Origin of the sequence: Shewanella sp. MMG014, from assembly GCF_018100775.1 — a bacterium.
In the GTDB taxonomy this organism is placed as follows: Bacteria; Pseudomonadota; Gammaproteobacteria; order Enterobacterales; family Shewanellaceae; genus Shewanella; species Shewanella japonica.
Genome location: NZ_JAGJDZ010000005.1, coordinates 307,075 through 326,297, shown reverse-complemented (window position 1 = coordinate 326,297; position 19,223 = coordinate 307,075). Strand labels below are relative to the sequence as shown.

At 42.2% G+C, this 19,223-nt stretch carries 14 protein-coding genes and 1 riboswitch; of the genes, 8 read left to right on the top strand and 6 right to left on the bottom strand.

Annotation, left to right across the window (positions count from 1 at the left end; all coding sequences use genetic code 11):
* The first annotated feature begins 423 nt into the window (after positions 1-423).
* Positions 424-2,376 carry a BCCT family transporter gene (locus J8L86_RS10715; protein WP_065110278.1) on the top strand — a complete coding sequence of 651 codons (1,953 nt, stop codon included), beginning with the start codon at positions 424-426 and terminating at the stop codon, positions 2,374-2,376.
* Positions 2,377-2,491: 115 nt separating this feature from the next.
* On the opposite strand, the gene J8L86_RS10710 is transcribed toward J8L86_RS10715, so the two are convergent.
* From J8L86_RS10710 to J8L86_RS10695, 4 genes are all read right to left on the bottom strand, one after another.
* Entirely contained in the window at positions 2,492-3,412 is a 921-nt protein-coding gene (locus tag J8L86_RS10710; RefSeq protein WP_065110277.1) for a helix-turn-helix transcriptional regulator, read from the bottom strand.
* A 277-nt stretch (positions 3,413-3,689) separates the two neighbouring features.
* Complete coding sequence (gorA, locus tag J8L86_RS10705) at positions 3,690-5,045, bottom strand: glutathione-disulfide reductase (RefSeq protein WP_080914544.1); 1,356 nt, start codon at positions 5,043-5,045, stop codon at positions 3,690-3,692.
* 273 nt (positions 5,046-5,318) lie between these two features.
* Positions 5,319-5,882: a hypothetical protein gene (locus J8L86_RS10700; RefSeq protein WP_211030208.1), complete on the bottom strand. Its 564-nt coding sequence runs from the start codon at positions 5,880-5,882 to the stop codon at positions 5,319-5,321.
* A gap of 141 nt (positions 5,883-6,023) precedes the next feature.
* The gene (locus tag J8L86_RS10695) at positions 6,024-6,758 is read right to left on the bottom strand and encodes a hypothetical protein (RefSeq protein WP_211030207.1); all 735 of its coding nucleotides are present in this window, start codon (positions 6,756-6,758) and stop codon (positions 6,024-6,026) included.
* Positions 6,759-7,054: 296 nt separating this feature from the next.
* On the opposite strand from J8L86_RS10695, the gene prlC reads away from it, so the two are divergent.
* Positions 7,055-9,109 (top strand): oligopeptidase A, encoded by a 2,055-nt coding sequence (gene prlC / locus J8L86_RS10690; protein ID WP_211030205.1) that lies wholly within the window; start codon positions 7,055-7,057, stop codon positions 9,107-9,109.
* Between the two features lie 196 nt (positions 9,110-9,305).
* Positions 9,306-9,977, top strand: coding sequence for a flagellar brake protein (locus J8L86_RS10685; protein ID WP_082972452.1), 672 nt, complete (start codon positions 9,306-9,308; stop codon positions 9,975-9,977).
* Positions 9,978-10,058: 81 nt separating this feature from the next.
* Here J8L86_RS10685 and ribB read toward each other — a convergent pair whose 3' ends face one another.
* Positions 10,059-10,715 carry a 3,4-dihydroxy-2-butanone-4-phosphate synthase gene (ribB, locus tag J8L86_RS10680; protein WP_055026400.1) on the bottom strand — a complete coding sequence of 219 codons (657 nt, stop codon included), beginning with the start codon at positions 10,713-10,715 and terminating at the stop codon, positions 10,059-10,061.
* 93 nt (positions 10,716-10,808) lie between these two features.
* Positions 10,809-10,984, bottom strand: a riboswitch (FMN riboswitch).
* A 239-nt stretch (positions 10,985-11,223) separates the two neighbouring features.
* Between ribB and J8L86_RS10675 the strand changes: the two genes are divergently transcribed.
* On the top strand, positions 11,224-11,778 hold the full coding sequence (locus tag J8L86_RS10675) for a thioesterase family protein (RefSeq protein ID WP_055026398.1): 555 nt from the start codon (positions 11,224-11,226) through the stop codon (positions 11,776-11,778).
* Between the two features lie 46 nt (positions 11,779-11,824).
* Positions 11,825-12,514 carry a DNA-3-methyladenine glycosylase I gene (locus J8L86_RS10670; RefSeq protein ID WP_211030203.1) on the top strand — a complete coding sequence of 230 codons (690 nt, stop codon included), beginning with the start codon at positions 11,825-11,827 and terminating at the stop codon, positions 12,512-12,514.
* 7 nt (positions 12,515-12,521) lie between these two features.
* Here J8L86_RS10670 and J8L86_RS10665 read toward each other — a convergent pair whose 3' ends face one another.
* Positions 12,522-13,142 carry a TetR/AcrR family transcriptional regulator gene (locus J8L86_RS10665; RefSeq protein ID WP_211030201.1) on the bottom strand — a complete coding sequence of 207 codons (621 nt, stop codon included), beginning with the start codon at positions 13,140-13,142 and terminating at the stop codon, positions 12,522-12,524.
* A 105-nt stretch (positions 13,143-13,247) separates the two neighbouring features.
* Between J8L86_RS10665 and J8L86_RS10660 the strand changes: the two genes are divergently transcribed.
* The 3 genes from J8L86_RS10660 (at position 13,248) to J8L86_RS10650 (ending at position 19,034) form a co-directional block, all read left to right on the top strand.
* Entirely contained in the window at positions 13,248-14,339 is a 1,092-nt protein-coding gene (locus J8L86_RS10660; RefSeq protein ID WP_055026395.1) for an MBL fold metallo-hydrolase, read from the top strand.
* Positions 14,340-14,717: 378 nt separating this feature from the next.
* Positions 14,718-15,863 carry an efflux RND transporter periplasmic adaptor subunit gene (locus J8L86_RS10655; RefSeq protein ID WP_055026394.1) on the top strand — a complete coding sequence of 382 codons (1,146 nt, stop codon included), beginning with the start codon at positions 14,718-14,720 and terminating at the stop codon, positions 15,861-15,863.
* A gap of 9 nt (positions 15,864-15,872) precedes the next feature.
* Positions 15,873-19,034, top strand: coding sequence for an efflux RND transporter permease subunit (locus J8L86_RS10650; protein WP_065110246.1), 3,162 nt, complete (start codon positions 15,873-15,875; stop codon positions 19,032-19,034).
* Positions 19,035-19,223: the final 189 nt, after the last annotated feature.

Here is a 19,223-nt window from a genome sequence, read left to right as displayed (position 1 = left end):
TGAGTTTATCGGGCTTTATTATTCTCAATATGTTGAGTTTATTGTGCTATTGATTAGTTAATCTATGACTCTCTTTACCTGCTAGATAACCAAATGCCAGCCAAAATCTTGTAGGTTGTTGTACAGGAAATAACCGTGCTAAATCAGCACATGGTTACCCTTAAACCTTGGTGAGATCTCGCTCACAATATGAATCGATTGTTAATATAAGTTAGTCGACAGTTTACGTGATTAACATTATTTTAGCGTGCCTGTGTTGCCGTTAATGTCACAAACATTAAACGACCTGGCGTTTTATAGAAAACGGTTCACGCACAGTATTCCAACTCTTCAAACAGTAAACCAACCTGGCTGTCTCGCAGCACGGGGAAGCACTTGTGGTGTGGACTCTCTTAATCAGTTTTATTGTTTCGGACAAATAAAATGAACAAACACTTCGAACTTATTGATAAACCGACTTTTTTCGGTGCGTTGATATTACTTTTTGCTGTGGTTATCCCTTTACTTATTTTCCCAGTTGAAGGGGCACAGTGGGTTGCTATCGCTAAAACATTTATGACAGATAAACTGGGCTTTGCCTATTTAGGTCTAGGTATTGCTGCTTTTTTCTTTATGATTTATATCGTTTTTTCAGATATAGGTCAGATTAAACTAGGAGACCCTGATGAGTCACCTGAGTTTGGGTTAGCCTCATGGGCAGCCATGCTGTTTTGTGGTGGTATTGGCGCAAGCATTTTGTATTGGGGCACCATTGAGTGGGCCTATTACTACCAGAACCCACCTTTTCAATTAGCGGCGGGAAGTGAAGAGGCAATTCGCTGGGCTGCAACTTATGGCTTGTTCCATTGGGGACCTATCGCTTGGTGTATTTATATGATCCCAGCTATTCCAATTGCGTATTTTTTCTATGTGCGCAAGCAGCCAGTATTAAAGGTGTCAGCTGCATTAATGCCTGTAATTGGTGAAGCCAATAGCTTTGGTAAGCTTGGTAAAGTGATTGATGTATTGTTTATTTTTGGTTTATTAGGTGGTGCAGCGACAACATTAGGTTTAGCTGCGCCATTAATTAACGAAGGCATTAGTTATTTGTTTGGCATCCCTGCAACAACGGGTAGTCAAATTTGTGTGTTGATGTTGTGTACGGCTATTTTTGCCTATTCAGCTTATATGGGCATGGATAAAGGCATCAAAATTCTCAGTAATATTAACTTTTGGGGCGCATTAGGCTTGTTAGTCTTTGTATTGGTTTGTGGCCCAACAATTTTTATGCTGGAAACCGGTCTAGACTCCATTGGCCGAATGCTATCTAACTTTTTTGTTATGGCAACATGGGCTGAGCCGTTTGGTGGCCTTGGTACCTTTGAAGATACTCACTTCCCACAAGATTGGACAATTTTTTATTGGGCTTGGTGGCTGGTATTTGCGCCGAGTATGGGCTTGTTTATTGCCCGAATTTCTCGTGGCAGAACCATTAAGCAAATGATCACCGGAGCAGTTTTTTTTGGCTCTTTGGGTTGCTCAATGTACTTCATTATATTGGGTAACTATGGCTTGTCTTTGCAGTTATCTGGACAACTTGATGTAGTCGCCCTGTTGAATAGCGAAGGGGCAACTAGGGCCATTTTCGCTATTTTAGAACAGCTGCCATTTAGCACTGTGGTCATCGCAGTCTTTACTTTGTTGTGCATCATTTTTACTGCGACAACGTTCGATTCGATTTCCTACATTTTAGCCTCAGTAGTACAAACCAATGTGACCGAAGATCCGATGCGTTGGAACCGATTATTTTGGGCGTTTACATTATCCTTTATGCCTTCTGCTTTGATGTTTATGGGGGGCTTAGCTACCTTGCAAACCGCCGCAATTGTTGGTGGTTTACCGCTCCTCGTTATTGCTGTGATGTTGATGATTTCAGGTGTTAAAGCCGCGTCATTGGATTTAAGCCATCAAGATGACTATGTCGATCCTGTGATTAATATTTCTGATTTACCCGATGTTGATCCTTGGAGTAAAGAAGGCCAAGCCTTAGCACGCTTTGAATTGTTACGTGACAATGCTATTGATGCTGCCAATGCCGAACGAGAAGCTAATGAGGCAATATGGTTGCTGAAAAAGCAGTTACGTCGAGAAGCATTATCACGTGGTGAGTCGAGTGTAGAATTAGGCAATGCACCCGATGATATTATCGAGCAACTACAACAATTAACCGCTGATGCGGCAAAAGCCAAAGAGTCTAAACTTGCAGCTTCAACACTGGCGCAAGAAGCCAGAACATCATTTAATGATTTGATGCGCAGCAAAGAAGAACAAGAGTTGCTACTCGAACAAGAGGAAGTGAAGTTAGCGATTCAAGCCAGATTAAACTCATCTAATTAAAGATAAGTAACGACTAATAAGATGGCTAACACAGGATGAGTTAGCCATCTCTTTTTAATTTTGCTGTTTGCGTTGTGCATTGATTAGTAGAAGTCTTACATAGCCAAGCAGCAAGTTACTCTTGGCCGTTCCACAATAATTTGCCTGTATTGGTGAGGTCGTATCCGCCTAACGTGGCAGCTAGTCTGATGGATTCAGGTTGTTGCAGTAAATCTAGCAACTGCTGCAATTGGCGTCTAAAGTAAATGCCCTGTGGCATCACTAAATCAAAGGATTCCGTTAAAATCGGCACAAAGCTTAATCCGCTTTCAAGCGCTACAGATTGGCAACCAAAACCGATATCGGCATTATGTCGTGCGATATAACCTGCTAATTCCCGTTCGCTTTGCGCCACCAAGGTAGAGTTAAGGTATTTGAAGTTAAAACCTTGTTTTAACAACCATTGCTCTAGGTGTTGTTGGCTACCAGACCCTGCTTGACGAGCGACCCAACGCCATGATTTAAATGAGGTATTGGTGGCAGCGTTTGCTAATGCTTCGTATTGCTCAAACGTCTCTGAGCGCATCATTAACCCTTGTTTGCGGTTATAGCCATGCACCAACAACCATTGTTTATGATTTGGGTAACTGGTTAATAATTCATGATAACTCAGGCTATCGTCTTCAAGGCTTCCCCAATGCAATGCACAGATATCAGCATACCCTTGAGATAATACATCTAACCCTAAGCCTGAACCTGTTGAACTATAGCTAATGAGTTCAGTGGTACCTACCTGTGACATGGTCTTAGCAACCAACATAGACAGTAGTGGATCGTCGCTGCCCGTGATGTGCATTCGATCAGATAGCATTCCGCTATGACAAGATTCCATCAGCCATCGATCTACCAGTATTTTGGGAAATAGCCATTTCCCCGTGGCTTTTGTGGCAGGTAAAATACGCTCATTGGCCATTGAGCTGACCGAGTCTTCATCGAGCGACAAGTACTCTGCAACCTGAGTCAAACTCATGTAGGTCAATTCGTTAGCTTGGGTCATGCAATATCCTTAAAGAGCGTATTTCTGTTTAAACAATATGTGTTAAACGTATTTGTCGATTATAAAAAATGTGCGGCCAAATAGCACTGCTTGTATATCAAGAACCGTGAATAGATATCGTGAATAGTGACTTTGTCTATAAAACTGCGGTTTGAGTCACAACGGCTTAGCTTTTTTAGGTAAAGCAATTCAGTGAGTTCTGTGGAAATTAGGCACAAAAAAGGCGAGAAATTATTCTCGCCTTTTGATGAATTGAATCCGTCAAATGATTCAGTGCTTAGCGCATAGTTACAAACTCTTCTGCGCCAGTTGGGTGAATTGCTACAACTGCATCAAAGTCTGCTTTTGTTGCGCCCATTTTCATGGCAACACCAAAGCCTTGGAGGATTTCATCCATACCAAAACCAATGCCGTGAATACCAACAACCACTTCATTTTCACCTGCGCAAATCAGCTTCATTTTACACGCTTGTCGGTGAGCTGTAATAGCGGTGTACATTGAAGTAAAACCAGAGGTATACACTTTAATGTTGTCTTCGCCGAACTGTTCAACAGCTTCTGGTTCAGTTAACCCCATAGTACCAATTGGTGGGTGACTGAAAACAACAGTTGGAATAACACTGTAGTCCATTTTAGCGTTTGGCATATTACCAAATAAACGCTCTGATAATAAGCGACCCGCTTTAACGGCAACTGGTGTTAATTCAACACCGCCTTCCATGATGTCACCGACACAATAAATACCTTTTGCTGTCGTATTTTGTTGCTCATCAGTGACCACGTAGCCTTTGTCATTCAGTTTCACATCAGTGTTTTCAAGGCCAATGTTTCCTGTAGAAGGAGAGCGCCCAATAGCCCAAATTAAGCTATCAACAGTGATGCTTTCACCATTTTCAAGTTCAAGGGTTAGGCTGTCATCTGCATTTTTAACCACAGCTTTTGGAATGCTGTGAGTGTGCAGGGTTGGGCCATCTGTCGCCATCGCTTCTACAAGCGTGTCGGTCAAAATAGGATCAAAATTACGTAGTGGAGCATGTTTACGTACTAATAAATGGGTTTCGCTACCGAGTGCATGTAATACGCCAGCAAGCTCAACGGCAATGTAGCCTGCACCCACAACAGCAACACGTTTAGGTTGCTCACGTAATGCAAAGAAGCCATCTGAATCAATACCGTATTCAGCGCCAGGAATATTTGGAATAGTTGGCGCACCACCAGTGGCGATAAGGATATGATCAGCCGTGTAATGCTCGCCATTGACTTCAATGGTATTACCGTCAACAAACTTACCGTAACCGTTCAATAGGGTGACATTATTACTGGCAAATCCGCGGCCATATGCCTCATGAATACGGCCAATATAGGCTTCACGGTTATCGACTAACGTATTCCAATTAAAGTCGTTCACTGTAACGTCAAAACCGTAATCTTTGGCGTATAAATGCATGGATTCAGCAACATGAGCGCCATACCACATGACTTTTTTCGGTACACAACCCACGTTGACGCATGTTCCGCCAACATGTTTTGCTTCAATAACTAAAACTTTTGCGCCACGCATTGCCGCGCGATTACCTGAAGCGATACCACCACTACCTGCACCAAGGCAGATATAGTCATAATGTTGAGCCATGTTAACCCTCTCTATTATTGATACTTGAATCAGATTGCTAATACGGCAACCTGACTTTTATTAAGCGTTTATGTGAGTTTGACAATTTTTATTGCAGCCATTGTAGGGGGGAATGTCATCACAAGCTAGTTTCTAAGACCGTAAAGTCGGCTAATTTATTGCAGCGAAAAGCTGACACTGTACCTGCAAACGCTCAATCAATGGTGCTTAAACTTGAGAAAGTAACGCATTATTAATTCAAGTACGCTCACTCAGTATGACCAAGTACTAGGTTTATCGGCGATATTGACATTCAGCCTGTTGGCCTTGAGCTGGGCCTGAACCTTGGCAGTCCATACATTGCCACTCATCTTGTCGATGGGATAATTCAGTTTGCAAATAGCTGGCATCTTTATTGTGCTTGAGTTGTGTTGATAATTGTTTGATGCGATTAGCCAACCAGCGGCAGCTCGGGTCGTTGGCAACCACCATCTTGGGAGAAGCCTTGGCAGCAGAGGCATCGCGCATTGAAACTGGGTTTGATGACATTTTTATGGTGTCCGCTCTATCTAACTGCATTTCATCTGCAGCATATTCAAGCGCACTTTGTGACTGTGGTATGGCGATGGGTTGACCTTGGCTGTCTAGCACGCTGCCAATGGGAAGCGCATTTGTGGGGTTTTGTTGATTGATATTTTTTGATTGACGCAGCTGGGTTAAATCACTTGCTTGCGTTTGAAGACTAAACAATAGCAATACAGTGATAATAAAAGGGGTAACCAGTATATGAATATGATGGGGAAATTGGCGGATAAACCAATAGCATAATAGGCGATATGATCCCTGAGTGTGTTTCATCAGCATTCCTTTGCTTTAGTTAAACGAGTACCACATCGTGTGGTACGACTCATTTAGCTTAGAAGGGAATAGGGGGATTTGCCAAACACAGAGATGTTTTAGTCTGAGCTAAGTGTCAGGCACTTTAGGTATTACTGATAATTAAAAGTGCCAAGTTAAGTAAATGCCGCCAAAGCTTTCGTCTAAACTCCCTGTATAACCTTCGGCTTTGGCCTCTTGTTTAATATCATCCATAGCGATGACATGGCTGAATTGAGCACTAAGAGCAAGGTTATCTGAAATTTCATAATTGGCTTCAATTCCCATTTGGAAATGGTTTGCCCCATTATGCTCTTCAGTTGCATATTGAAAATCAAATCCTTGGGTAATATATGGCGTGACAGTAAATCGCTCGCTGAGTTGCCAAGGGCTATGAAGGCTCACTTCAACAAAGTAGCCGCCAGCTTGCGTTGAATAGGTATAAGCAACAGAAGGGACTAACCATTCAACGGCGGTATAAGTCATCTCAGCAAACAACTCGTTGTCGTTAGCGCGTTCATCGCCGTAAAACTCAAGACGTTGATAACCTATAATGGTTTCTAGATTGTCATGGAGGTGAAGCTCATACTCAAGCCCCCAATTATATTCAATGTAATGCGTTGAATCGCCTCTGATTACAGCTGCATATGCTGTTAAATCACCTGTTGATACTGCAGCAGCACCAGAATATATGCCACCACTTTCTAGGTTGTTGCGCCCTTCCGAGATGTATTTTGAATCCCAACCTAAAGCAATGCCAAAACTAAGGTCTTCGGCATGGGCATGAAACGATGTGGTTAGGTATGTTGATATCAGGCTTAGCGTTGTCACTAATAAAGGGGATAATTTAGTTCGCATTTCGACAACCTTTCTCAAAGTCATATATTCAATAAAGAAGAATACCTGAAAAACATTTTTGGGAAATGATAACGAGTTAGATTTGCGATCGAGTTGTCAATATCTTCAGTGTAAAGTTTGCGTAAAAAAATCTGGGTGTTTACTCACATTTTTTAAGCTTATTTTAATATACGTGTTTAGTGTATAGACAATACCAAATCGGTGAGCTCAAAACTGCTATAGACTTGAATTTAAAGCTTGTTGCCCTTATTAATGGGTAAAGGCCACAATTACCCTATTTCCCCGAGGAATCACCTATGAGCAATACATTGCTAGATAATCCTTTACTCGAGCAGAGCGAGCTTCCGCAGTTTTCGAAAATTAAAGCGGAGCACATTCAACCAGCTGTAGAACATGCTATTGCTCAATGTCGCAGTAAAATTGATGAAGTCTTAGCTGAAAACAGCACATATTCATGGGAAAACTTAATTGAGCCATTAGAAGAAGTGGACGATCAGCTCAGTAAAATTTGGTCGCCTGTATCACACATGAATTCTGTGACCAGCACTGATGAATGGCGTGAAGCTCATGATGCTTGTCTGCCGTTATTGTCTGAATACGGTACGTTTGTTGGCCAGCACCAAGGCTTGTATCAAGCCTACAAATCCATTCAAGAGTCGGCGGCGTTTGATACGCTGTCTACGGCACAAAAAACATTATTAACTCAAAGCCTTCGTGATTTTGAGTTGTCGGGCATTGGACTCGATGAACAGCAAAAAATCCGATATGGCGAAATTGTTAAACGCCTTTCTGAACTGACTAGCAGTTTTTCTAATCAGTTATTAGATGCCACACAAGCGTGGACTAAATTGATTACTGATGAAACTGAGCTAGCAGGCTTACCAGACTCTGCGATTGCAGCGGCCAAGGCGATGGCTGAAGCGCAAGAAAAACAAGGTTGGTTATTTACGCTAGATTTCCCATCTTACTTACCCGTGATGACCTACAGTGAAAACCGTGAGCTACGTGAAGAGTGCTACCGTGCATTTGTCACTCGAGCGTCAGATCAAGGCCCGAATGCGGGCGAGTTTGATAACAGTGCTAACATGGACGAAATCCTAGCGCTGCGTCATGAGCTTGCTAACCTACTAGGTTTTGATAGCTATGCTGATAAATCTTTAGCAACTAAAATGGCGAATGATCCTAGCCAAGTATTATCGTTTTTAAATGAATTAGCCTTGCGTTCAAAAGAGCAAGGTAAAGCCGAGCTAGCAGAGCTTAAAGCCTTTGCTAAAGCAGAGTTTGACGTGACAGAGATGGCGTCGTGGGACTTGAGTTTTTATGCTGAAAAGCTACAACAGCATAAGTATGAAATGTCACAAGAGTTATTACGTCCATACTTCCCAGAAGACAAGGTCTTATCAGGTTTGTTCTACACTGTGTCACGCTTATTTGGTTTAACCATTGAAGAGCAACATGGTTTTGATAAGTGGCATGATGATGTGCGTTTCTTCCATATTTATGATGCGGATAACGTGCATCGTGGTAGCTTCTACTTAGATTTATATGCACGCACGGGTAAACGAGGTGGGGCATGGATGGATGATTGCCGTGGCCGCCGTGTAACAAGCAATGGTCTGCAAAAGCCAGTTGCCTACTTAACCTGTAACTTCAATGGTCCAGTTGATGGCAAACCAGCGCTCTTTACTCATGATGAAGTGACAACCCTATTCCATGAATTTGGCCATGGTATTCACCACATGTTGACTAAAATTGAAGTCGGTGGTGTTGCTGGGATTAACGGTGTGCCTTGGGATGCCGTAGAGTTACCAAGTCAATTTATGGAAAACTGGTGCTGGCAAGAAGAGGCATTAGCTGAGATCTCGGGTCATTTTGAAACGGGCGAGCCTTTGCCTAAAGCCTTATTAGACAAGATGCTAGCGGCTAAGAATTTCCAGTCAGGCATGATGATGCTTCGTCAGTTAGAGTTTTCGTTGTTTGATTTTAGAATGCATCATGAGTTTGATGCTGAGAAAGGCGCTGATATTCAAGGTATCTTAGATGAAGTTCGTAGCCAAGTTGCTGTGAATGTACCACCTGCTTTTAACCGTTTCCAACATGGTTTTGCACACATTTTTGCTGGTGGCTATGCAGCTGGTTACTACAGCTATAAATGGGCAGAAGTGTTATCAGCAGATGCATTTTCTCGTTTCGAAGATGAAGGGATCTTTAACCCAGAAACAGGCAAAAGTTTCCTTAACAACATCCTTGAAATGGGGGGCAGTGAAGAGCCTATGACCTTATTTGTGCGCTTTATGGGGCGTGAGCCAAATACTGATGCGCTATTACGTCATTCAGGCATTAATGCGTAATCTTGTGAGAAATAAACAAGCACACAGTTATAAGTGATTGTTTAGGCACCGCAAAAATTAAATGATAAAAGGCACCTCAAGGGTGCCTTTTTTGTCTTTATGCTACTTAGGTCAATTAATTTTGCTGATGAACTTATTAATTCAGTAAAGTTACATTACTATGTTATCGATAGCATAAATTGAACGGACTCGTACTTTGACAGAGCAAGCATCTCCAGAAGAGCCAGTATTCTTCACCTTAACTCCGGGCAGAACCGTAGATTTACAAATTGATTTCCCAGTCAAATTCAGAATTAAAGCCACTTTGGTAGGCTATGAATTGGGTAAATATATCATTTTAAAACATCCTGCTCCGCAGCAAATGAACAATTATAAAGATGTGTTCGTTGAAGGTAATGGTGTGGTTGTACGTTACTTGCTAGAAGGGCAGCAAGGCGAATGTTATGCATTTAAATCGATTATTCGCAATATCACTAAAATTCCAGAAAAGTTTATTTTTCTGTCGTACCCTAAGCAGATAGAAAACCGTCAGTTACGCACCCATCAACGTTATACCACCCATTTGCCTGCAATGATTCAAGCCAAAGGTGAAAACGACACCGCTCATGGTTCTCAGCTAAGAGGTATTATTTCTGATATTTCTATAAAAGGTTGCGGTTTCGTCTTTAAAGCTGACAACCCTAAAGTGAAAGTGAGCCAAAAAGACATCACAGTTACCATTCGTAATACCAATAACGAAGATATTTATATTTCTGCCAAGGTGTGCAATAGCCGGTTTGAGCATGGCAAAGTGAATGTTGGTATTCAGTTTGAAAATGATGATGAGCAAGTCAAAACATTACTGACTCAGTTATATATTGATTTGTAATGCAGGGTTGAACTCAGATTTAGATTATAAAAAAGCGACTGATAACAGTCGCTTTATTGTCGATATACTATCGATATAAGCTTACGCCAGTTTCAATTCATATTGCTGACGATACATCACCATATCTTCAATCGTCAGTACTGGCATATTATGCTTAAGGCCGAAGGCGACTATTTCAGGGGCTTTTGCCATAGTGCCATCTTCGTTAGTGACTTCGCATAGTACGCCAGCTGGTTGTAGCCCTGCCATTTGCATTAAATCTACCGTACCTTCAGTGTGACCGCGACGTGACATAACGCCGCCAGCACGTGCACGAAGTGGGAACACATGTCCTGGGCGAGCCAAATCAGATGCTTTAGCGTCAGCTGCCGTGGCAGTTTTAACTGTTGTCACGCGGTCTTGAGCTGAAACGCCCGTGGTCACGCCTTCTTTAGCTTCAATGGATACGGTAAAAGCCGTTTGATTAGCGCTATTGTTATCCGCCACCATTGGCGGCAGTTCTAGCTTGTTGGCTTGCTCATCAGTTAAACATAAACACACAATGCCGCTGCATTCACGGATCATCAATGCCATTTGTTGACTGGTGAGGTGCTCTGCTGAATAAATAATATCGCCTTCATTTTCGCGATCTTCATCATCTAGCAATAATACGCCGTTACCTTCTCGTAAAGCAGATAAGGCTTTTTCGACACGTTCGATAGGATCGCCAAATGGCGAAAGTAGTGATAGCTGATTCATGGTTAACTCCTAAAAAATACCAGAATCAGGGCTTTAAAGAGGGTTTTTACGCCAACCGAAATACACCAGCAAGCACAATGCTCACTGGCGTATTTCTATTCTCTCTCATCCGGACTATAACCGTCGGCTTTGGAATCGTAGACATTACATCTACATCACCAAATCTGCTGACCTCGACGAATCGAGCGCTCGCGGGCTTAGTTAATATTACATAAAGGTAAGTTAACATCACCGCCGGTGGGGAATTTCGCCCCGCCCTGAGAATTAAAATAATCTGCTTAACACCCTATGTGCTAAACAGCGCCGTCATGGTAAGCCAAAAGTTTGGATTTAAAAAGTGATAAGGCACTCAGAGTTCATAAATATTTTTATCATCAAGGTGGCTGAACTTTGGCGGAGACATTTTCGTATAAGTTGTTCTATTTAATGATTTGTTAATTTAGTGAGTGGACTTGATAGCTGGTATGACCTCTGTTAGCCTGATGTGTTCATAAGGAGTAAGCAGTATATGAATTTATATTTTCGTCTCATTTGGTTGATGTTGTGGCGTAATCGCCAAGCTAAAAAAATTGGTTTTTTAGATACCAGCCGTATTAGTTACCGTGCATTGCCGCTAGATTGCGACATCAATATGCATTTAACCAACTCTCGTTATCCTGCGTTTATGGATCTTGCTCGTACTCATATGATTGCAGAAATGGGCCTAATGCAGAAATTTCTGAAGCTGAAATGGCTGCCTATTGTGAATGCATCAGAGTTTACTTTTTTCCGTGATATCAAACCGATGGAAAAATTTGAAATCGAAACTCGGATTGTTGGGTGGGATGAGAAATATTTTTATATTGAACAACGCTTTGTTACCGCAAGAGGCTTACATTGCATCATGCATGTGCGTGGCGTGTTTATTTGTAAGGGTAAACAAGTTCCGATTACTGATTTAGTTGCTGCTGCGGGCTATGAAGGGCCGACACCCGCTATGCCTCCGGAGCTGGTTAAGTGGAAAGAATTTTTACAAGTTAAGAAAGACCAAAATCTTGCTCCTAAATTGAGTTTAGCTTCGTAAACGTTATTATATCCAAAGATAATAATGTATTGAGTAGGTAACCCAAGTGGCCACATTAGAGAAGTTTAGCGATATTTTTGACCGCGCAGCCGAACGTAAAGGTGGTGCTAAAGCGCTAGGCTTATTAATGCCGCAAACATTAGATGCTGATGAGATTGGGCAATTTACCGATGCCCAATTGTTATCTGCAATGAGCAAGCAAGTGTTTCAAAGTGGCTTTGTTTGGCGAGTGGTTGAGAATAAATGGCCTGCTTATGAAGAAGCTTTTTTTAACTTTGTGCCTTTTAAAGTGTTAATGTTGTCTCCTGATCAAATTCAAGAGCGTGCCACAGATGCCACGCTTATCCGTCATCAAAAGAAAACCCAATCCATTGTTGATAATGCTTATATGGTGCAGCAATTGGCAGCAGAGCATGGCAGCTTTGCTGAGTTTATTGCTAACTGGCCAGAAGATGACATTACTGGGCTTTGGCAAGTGCTGAAGAAAAAAGGCAGTCGCTTGGGTGGTAATACTGGGCCTTATTTTTTGCGCACGGTTGGTAAAGATACCTTTTTATTGACCAATGATGTGCAATCTTATTTAAAAGCCAACAAGGTCGTTGATGCAGGGTTTACCTCGCAAACTGCGCTAAGACAGGCGCAAGCTGCGTTTAACCATTGGCAACAAGAGTCTGGCTTAAGCCAAGCTCAAATCAGCCGTATCATTTCATTAGGTGTGGGTGACAATCGCGTCTAACGACGGGCTAAGTTGATACGTTTTGATAGCGACACAAAAACATCTTGGCGACTTCATTGGCTATTTCTTGCTGCTCATTATGGTTAAGTCTGTCAGCAAATTGCATGACTTGAGGCCAAAAACAACTCCCTTTAATCAAGCTATGTATTTGCTGTAGCGCCAATTCCTCATTAGTGACTGAAATCTTTTTGTCGGCCATGGCTGCTCTTATCCAGCGCATTGTGGCGCTTTCTTGCTTTTTAACACGTTGAAACTCTTGGTTCATGGACTCTGGTGTATAGAAAAAATGCCCAATAGCCATACGTGTCAGCTCTATGTATTCATGGCTACTGATAAAATTGATTTCTTTAAATACCACTTCCGATAACTGCTCAAGCAAAGGTGTATTGCTTTGGTATTCTGCAACATTATGTTTGAAAGAGCGGTCCCATAGATCAGCTATTAAGTTCATAACAATCGCTTCTTTCGTGGCAAAGTGATTGTAAACCGTGCGCTTAGACACGCCGGCAACTTCGGCCAGCTTGTCCATACTGGTTGCTGCAACACCAAATTCAGTGAAGGTCACTTTGGCTGCGTTGATAATGGCAGCACGTTTTTTTTGGCTCAAAGTCATTTTTTCAGTCGGCATGGTTTTTACTCGTAATGTAAATCTCGAGACATTCTACACTGGGTAGTTTACTTTTCAATCATATTTTAATAAACTGCACCGTGCAGTTTACTTTTGGGTTTTACAATGAAATATTTTTTGATTTTGGTGGGGGTATTGGTGATGGCTTTTTCAATTAAATCATTTTTTGCAGCTGATAAAACTGACGCTGTAAAATTTGAAAATACCGATATTCAATACCAATCAGGCTTCAGTGATATTTGGAATATCGCTAAAAGCTACATGACTACCAAACGTTTACACCCTGCTCCTGTGGTTGACGTACCTGTACAACCGATAACGGCAACGAGTTTAAGCTTTAGTAATGAAGATCAGCTCTTTCGTCTAGGTCATTCAACGATACTTATTCGTCTTGATGGTGACTATATCCTGTTAGACCCCGTATTCAGTCAGCGTGCTTCGCCAGTACAATGGGCTGGGCCTAAGCGTTTTCATCAATCGCCGATCAGTATTGAGCAATTACCGCCAATCAAAGCGGTTATCATTAGTCATGATCATTATGATCACCTTGATAAATCAGCCATTACCGAATTAAGCGATAAAGTGGAGCATTTTGTCACGCCCGAAAAGGTGGGCGATTATTTAATTGAATGGGGTGTTGAGCCGAGTAAAGTCAGTCAGCTTTCTTGGTGGCAAGAGCTCACTATTGGAGAGTTAACCTTAGCGGCAACACCTGCACAGCATTTTTCAGGTCGTGGATTACGTGATCGTGATACAACGTTGTGGGCAAGTTGGGTTATTAAAGGTACTAACAGCAATCTATTTTTCAGTGGTGATGGCGGATATTTTTCAGGTTTTAAAGAAATTGGAGAACGTTATGGGCCTTTTGATATCACGATGATTGAAACTGGCGCCTATAATGAAATGTGGAGTCAGATCCACATGATGCCTGAACAAAGCCTACAAGCGCATATTGATTTAAATGGTTCTGAATTTGAAAGCAGTGTGTTGATGCCAATTCATAATGGCACCTTTGACTTGGCGCTACATGATTGGTTTGAACCTTTAGAGTGGATTAGCGACTTAGGCAAACAGGCCAATGTGTCAGTGATTACTCCCGTTTTCGGAGAGCCGGTTAATGTCGCCTCACCGCAAAAAACACAGGCTTGGTGGCGTGAGATGCTATCGAATGATGAATGGATTTTACAATCTCAATAATTTTTTACTAAGAGATAGAAAAATATCTGGTTTCACCTACAATAAACCAAATAAAATACTATTTCATATGCATTTTTTTTAACGTTATGTTGTATATTGGAGTTTTTTTAACTCATTCAGTTGTAACGTTATAGTAACATTCAAGGCTGTTTAATTTTTGTTAGCACAGCCTTGTTAACAAGTTTGAAACAAAGCCGCAAAACTTATTATTTGTTTACAATTTATAATATTTTAAGTGGTTGTTGAGTTCACATGGGTATGCGATAACAGTGCCCATAAAGTTTAGTCAATTTAAAACGTTAGGATTATCGCTATTTAGCAATCGTTACGTAATGAAGCGTAAGGTTACTGATGATGTCATTAGGAGTAAGAACAGTCATGCATAAAGCACTGAAAATAGCCTCAGTTATCACTGCGGCTTTATGGATTACAGCATGTGGTCAAGCCCAAAAGGCTCAGGCCCCGCAAGAAGCACCACCCGTTCCAGTTGGCGTGTTGAGTGTGACTGAGCAATCTCAAGCTATTCATGTTGAGTTACCTGGTCGTAGTCGTGCATTTTTGGAAGCTGAAGTGCGTCCACAGGTCTCTGGCATTATCACGAACCGTGGTTTTGTTGAAGGTAAGGACGTTGAAGCTGGCCAATCACTATATCAAATCGATTCAGCAACATATAAAGCGGCGCTGATTAGCGCAGAAGCTGATTTAGCAAGTGCAAATGCGTCTTTAGCGTCGGCTAAAGCGACAGCTGATCGTTATGCTGCATTGGTACAAACCAATGCGATTAGTAAACAAGATTTTGATGAAGCAGATGCGGCTTATAAAGAAGCGATTGCCAATGTAACGGTAGCTAAAGCGGCAATTAACACAGCAAACATTAACCTTGAATACACTGAAGTTAAAGCACCAATTTCAGGTCGTATTGGTAAATCAAGTGTAACTCCAGGCGCTTTGGTAACAGCTAACCAGTCTGACACCTTAGCTAAAATTCAGCAGCTTGATCCAATCAATGTTGATATTGCTCAATCAAGCGCGCAATTACTGCGTTTAAAGGCCAAGTTGAAAGCTGGCAAGCTACAGCAAAGCGAGAATGCTGAAGTGAAGTTGATTCTTGAAGATGGGTCGACTTATGAGCAAACAGGTACATTGCAATTCGCCGAAGTGAGTGTGGATGAAGCAACAGGCTCTGTGACACTACGAGCTGAGTTCCCGAATCCAGATGGCGTGTTATTACCTGGTATGTATGTACGTGCAATTCTTAATGCAGGGCAAGATCCAAAAGCGATTTTAGTTCCTCAAAAAGCGCTGACACGAAACACCAAAGGCCAAGCTGTTGCTATGGTAGTTGGTGCAGAAAACAAAGTAGAGACACGCATTGTGACTACTGCTGAAGTCATAAACCACCAATGGCGTGTGACTGACGGATTACAAGCGGGTGATAAACTGATTGTTGATGGCTTGCAAAAAATCCGTCCTGGCGCAGTCGTGACACCACAAGTTTTATCTGCCACTCCAGCAACTAAATAGGGTAACGTTATGGCTCGTTTCTTTATCGATCGCCCTATTTTTGCTTGGGTGATCTCAATCTTAATTATGTTGGCAGGGGTCTTAGCGATTAAAGACCTACCTGTCGCACAGTACCCGACGATTGCGCCGCCAACCGTTGAGATTACTGCGTTTTACCCTGGTGCTTCAGCAAAAACCATGGAAGACACGGTAACTCAGGTTATTGAGCAGCGTATGACAGGTATTGACCACTTACGCTATATTTCGTCTAGCAGTGATAGCTTTGGTAATGCGACTATTACCTTAACTTTCAATGCTGAAGCCGATCCAGATATTGCTCAGGTTCAGGTACAAAACAAGTTGCAAGCAGCAATGACTTTGTTACCACAAGAAGTACAGTCGCAAGGGGTTAACGTTGTTAAGTCTAGTGCTGGCTTCTTAATGGTTGCAGCGTTCGTATCTGAAGATGACTCGCTACAAAAGACCGATATTGCCGATTATGTTGCTGCTAACATTCAAGACCCGTTAAGTCGTGTTGCTGGTGTTGGTGAGATTCAGCTTTTCGGTGCGCAATATGCGATGCGAATCTGGCTTGACCCGTTAAAACTAACGCAATACAACTTAACTAGTATTGATGTTATGGCGGCAATTCAAGAGCAGAATGCGCAGATTTCTGCTGGTCAATTAGGTGGTGCGCCATCAATTGCAGGTCAAGAATTGAATGCGACAGTGACGGCGCAAAGTCGTTTGCAAACGCCTGAACAATTCCGTGAGATTATCCTTAAGTCTGATTCTTCAGGTGCTAACGTTTATTTGAATGATGTGGCTCGTGTTGAGCTAGGCTCTGAAAGTTATTCGGTGGAGTCTTTCTTCAATGGTAAACCTGCTGCAGGTATCGGTATTCAATTAGCAACAGGTGCTAACGCACTTGAAACTGCTGATAACGTGCGTGAAAAATTAGCTGAATTACAAGCTTACTTCCCAGATAGCTTAGAAATTTACTATCCATATGACACGACTCCGTTCGTTGAGAAATCAATTGAAGGTGTGGTTCATACGCTAGTTGAAGCGGTTATCTTAGTGTTCTTGATTATGTATCTGTTCCTACAGAACTTCAGAGCAACATTGATTCCGACAATTGCTGTACCTGTGGTACTGCTGGGTACCTTTGCTATTTTATCGGCCACAGGCTTCTCGATTAACACCTTAACCATGTTTGCGATGGTACTGGCGATTGGTCTACTGGTAGATGACGCCATTGTTGTGGTGGAAAACGTTGAACGGGTTATGTCCGAAGAGGGATTAAGCCCGCTTGAAGCAACCCGTAAATCGATGGATCAAATTACCGGCGCATTGATTGGTATTGGTTTAACCCTATCTGCTGTATTCGTTCCAATGGCATTTATGTCAGGTTCTACGGGTGTGATTTATCGTCAGTTCTCAATCACGATTGTGTCAGCGATGGCATTATCTGTATTAGTTGCGATGATCTTAACTCCAGCACTTTGTGCGACCATGCTTAAGCCTATTCCAAAAGGCCATACTCACACGAATAAAGGCTTCTTCGGTTGGTTTAACCGCAGCTTTGACAAGCTAACATCGCGCTATGAAGCGAGTGTTGCCGCTATCTTGAAGCGCACAGTTCGTATGATGGGTGTTTATCTTGTATTGGTGATTGCAACGGCATGGATTTTCATGCGTATGCCAACGGCATTCTTACCAGATGAAGACCAAGGTATCTTATTTACTCAAACTATTTTGCCGACTAACTCAACACAAGAAAGCACCATTAAAGTGCTGGAAGAAGTGAGTGACTATTACCTTAATGAAGAAGGTGACACGGTTAAATCTGTATTCAGTGTTGCGGGCTTCAGTTTTGCAGGTTCTGGTCAGAATATGGGTATTTCATTCGTTGGTCTAGAAGATTGGGCTGACCGTACTGAACCTGGCCAAGATGTTCAATCATTGTCAAATCGTGCAATGGGTCGCTTCATGCAAATTAAAGAAGCCTTCATATTTGCATTTGTACCGCCAGCGGTAATTGAGCTAGGTACCTCGAATGGTTTCGATATGTACCTGCAAGATCGTAGTGGTATGGGCCATGAAGCCTTGATTGATGCTCGTAATCAGTTGTTAGGTATGGCTGCACAAAACCCTAACCTAGTTGGTGTTCGTCCTAATGGACAAGAAGATGCACCAATGTACGAGATCCATGTTGACCAAGCTAAAATTCGTGCTTTAGGTGTTGATATTGATAACGTCAACAGCGTACTGGCTACCGCTTATGGTGGGTCGTATGTGAATGACTTTATTGACCGTGGTCGTGTGAAGAAAGTATATGTTCAGGGTGAAGCTGAATACCGTATGCAACCAAGCGACTTAGACACGTGGTATGTACGAAATGCTGAAGGTGAAATGGTACCATTCTCTGCCTTTACAACAGGTACATGGGAATTTGGTTCACCACAGCTACAACGCTTTAATGGCTTACCTGCAATCAATATCCAAGGTGCGACAATGCCTGGCTATAGTACAGGTGATGCAATGCTAGATTTCGAAGAAATGGTGAAGCAATTACCACCAGGATTCGGTATCGAATGGAACGGTTTATCATACGAAGAAAGATTATCAGGTAACCAAGCGCCAGCGCTCTATGCCTTATCTATCTTAGTTGTATTCTTAGTACTTGCAGCGCTATATGAAAGTTGGTCTGTACCATTTGCGGTTATTCTAGTCGTACCGTTAGGTGTGATTGGTGCACTACTTGCGATGAATGGCCGTGGTTTACCTAATGACGTGTTCTTCCAAGTGGGTCTATTGACGACGGTGGGGCTTGCGACCAAGAATGCGATCTTAATTGTAGAATTCGCTAAAGAATTCTACGAAAAAGGTGCTGGCTTGATTGAAGCAACACTGCATGCGGTGCGTGTACGTTTACGTCCAATCCTAATGACTTCGTTAGCGTTTGGTTTAGGTGTTGTGCCACTTGCTATCAGTACTGGCGTAGGTTCAGGTAGTAAGAATGCATTGGGTACAGGTGTACTTGGTGGCATGATGAGCTCAACCTTTATTGGTATCTTCTTAATTCCACTATTCTTCGTTGTGGTAGAGAAAATATTCAGTAAGAAAGAGCGCAAAGGTTACAAGCCGCCAGAAGCGGAAGCACAAACTGAAACATCAGATAAGAGTTAATAAACCCTCTTAACTGGTTCATACTAAAAGCCTGCATCAAGCAGGCTTTTTTATGTCCGAACATAAAATATAGCGATACATTGAGCCGCATTGATCTTTAGCATGGGCTATAAACGTAGTTATTAACAGCGAGTCGTTAACTGATAGAAGTGGTCAATACGAGCAATTGATGCAAGTCGTCATTTTTAT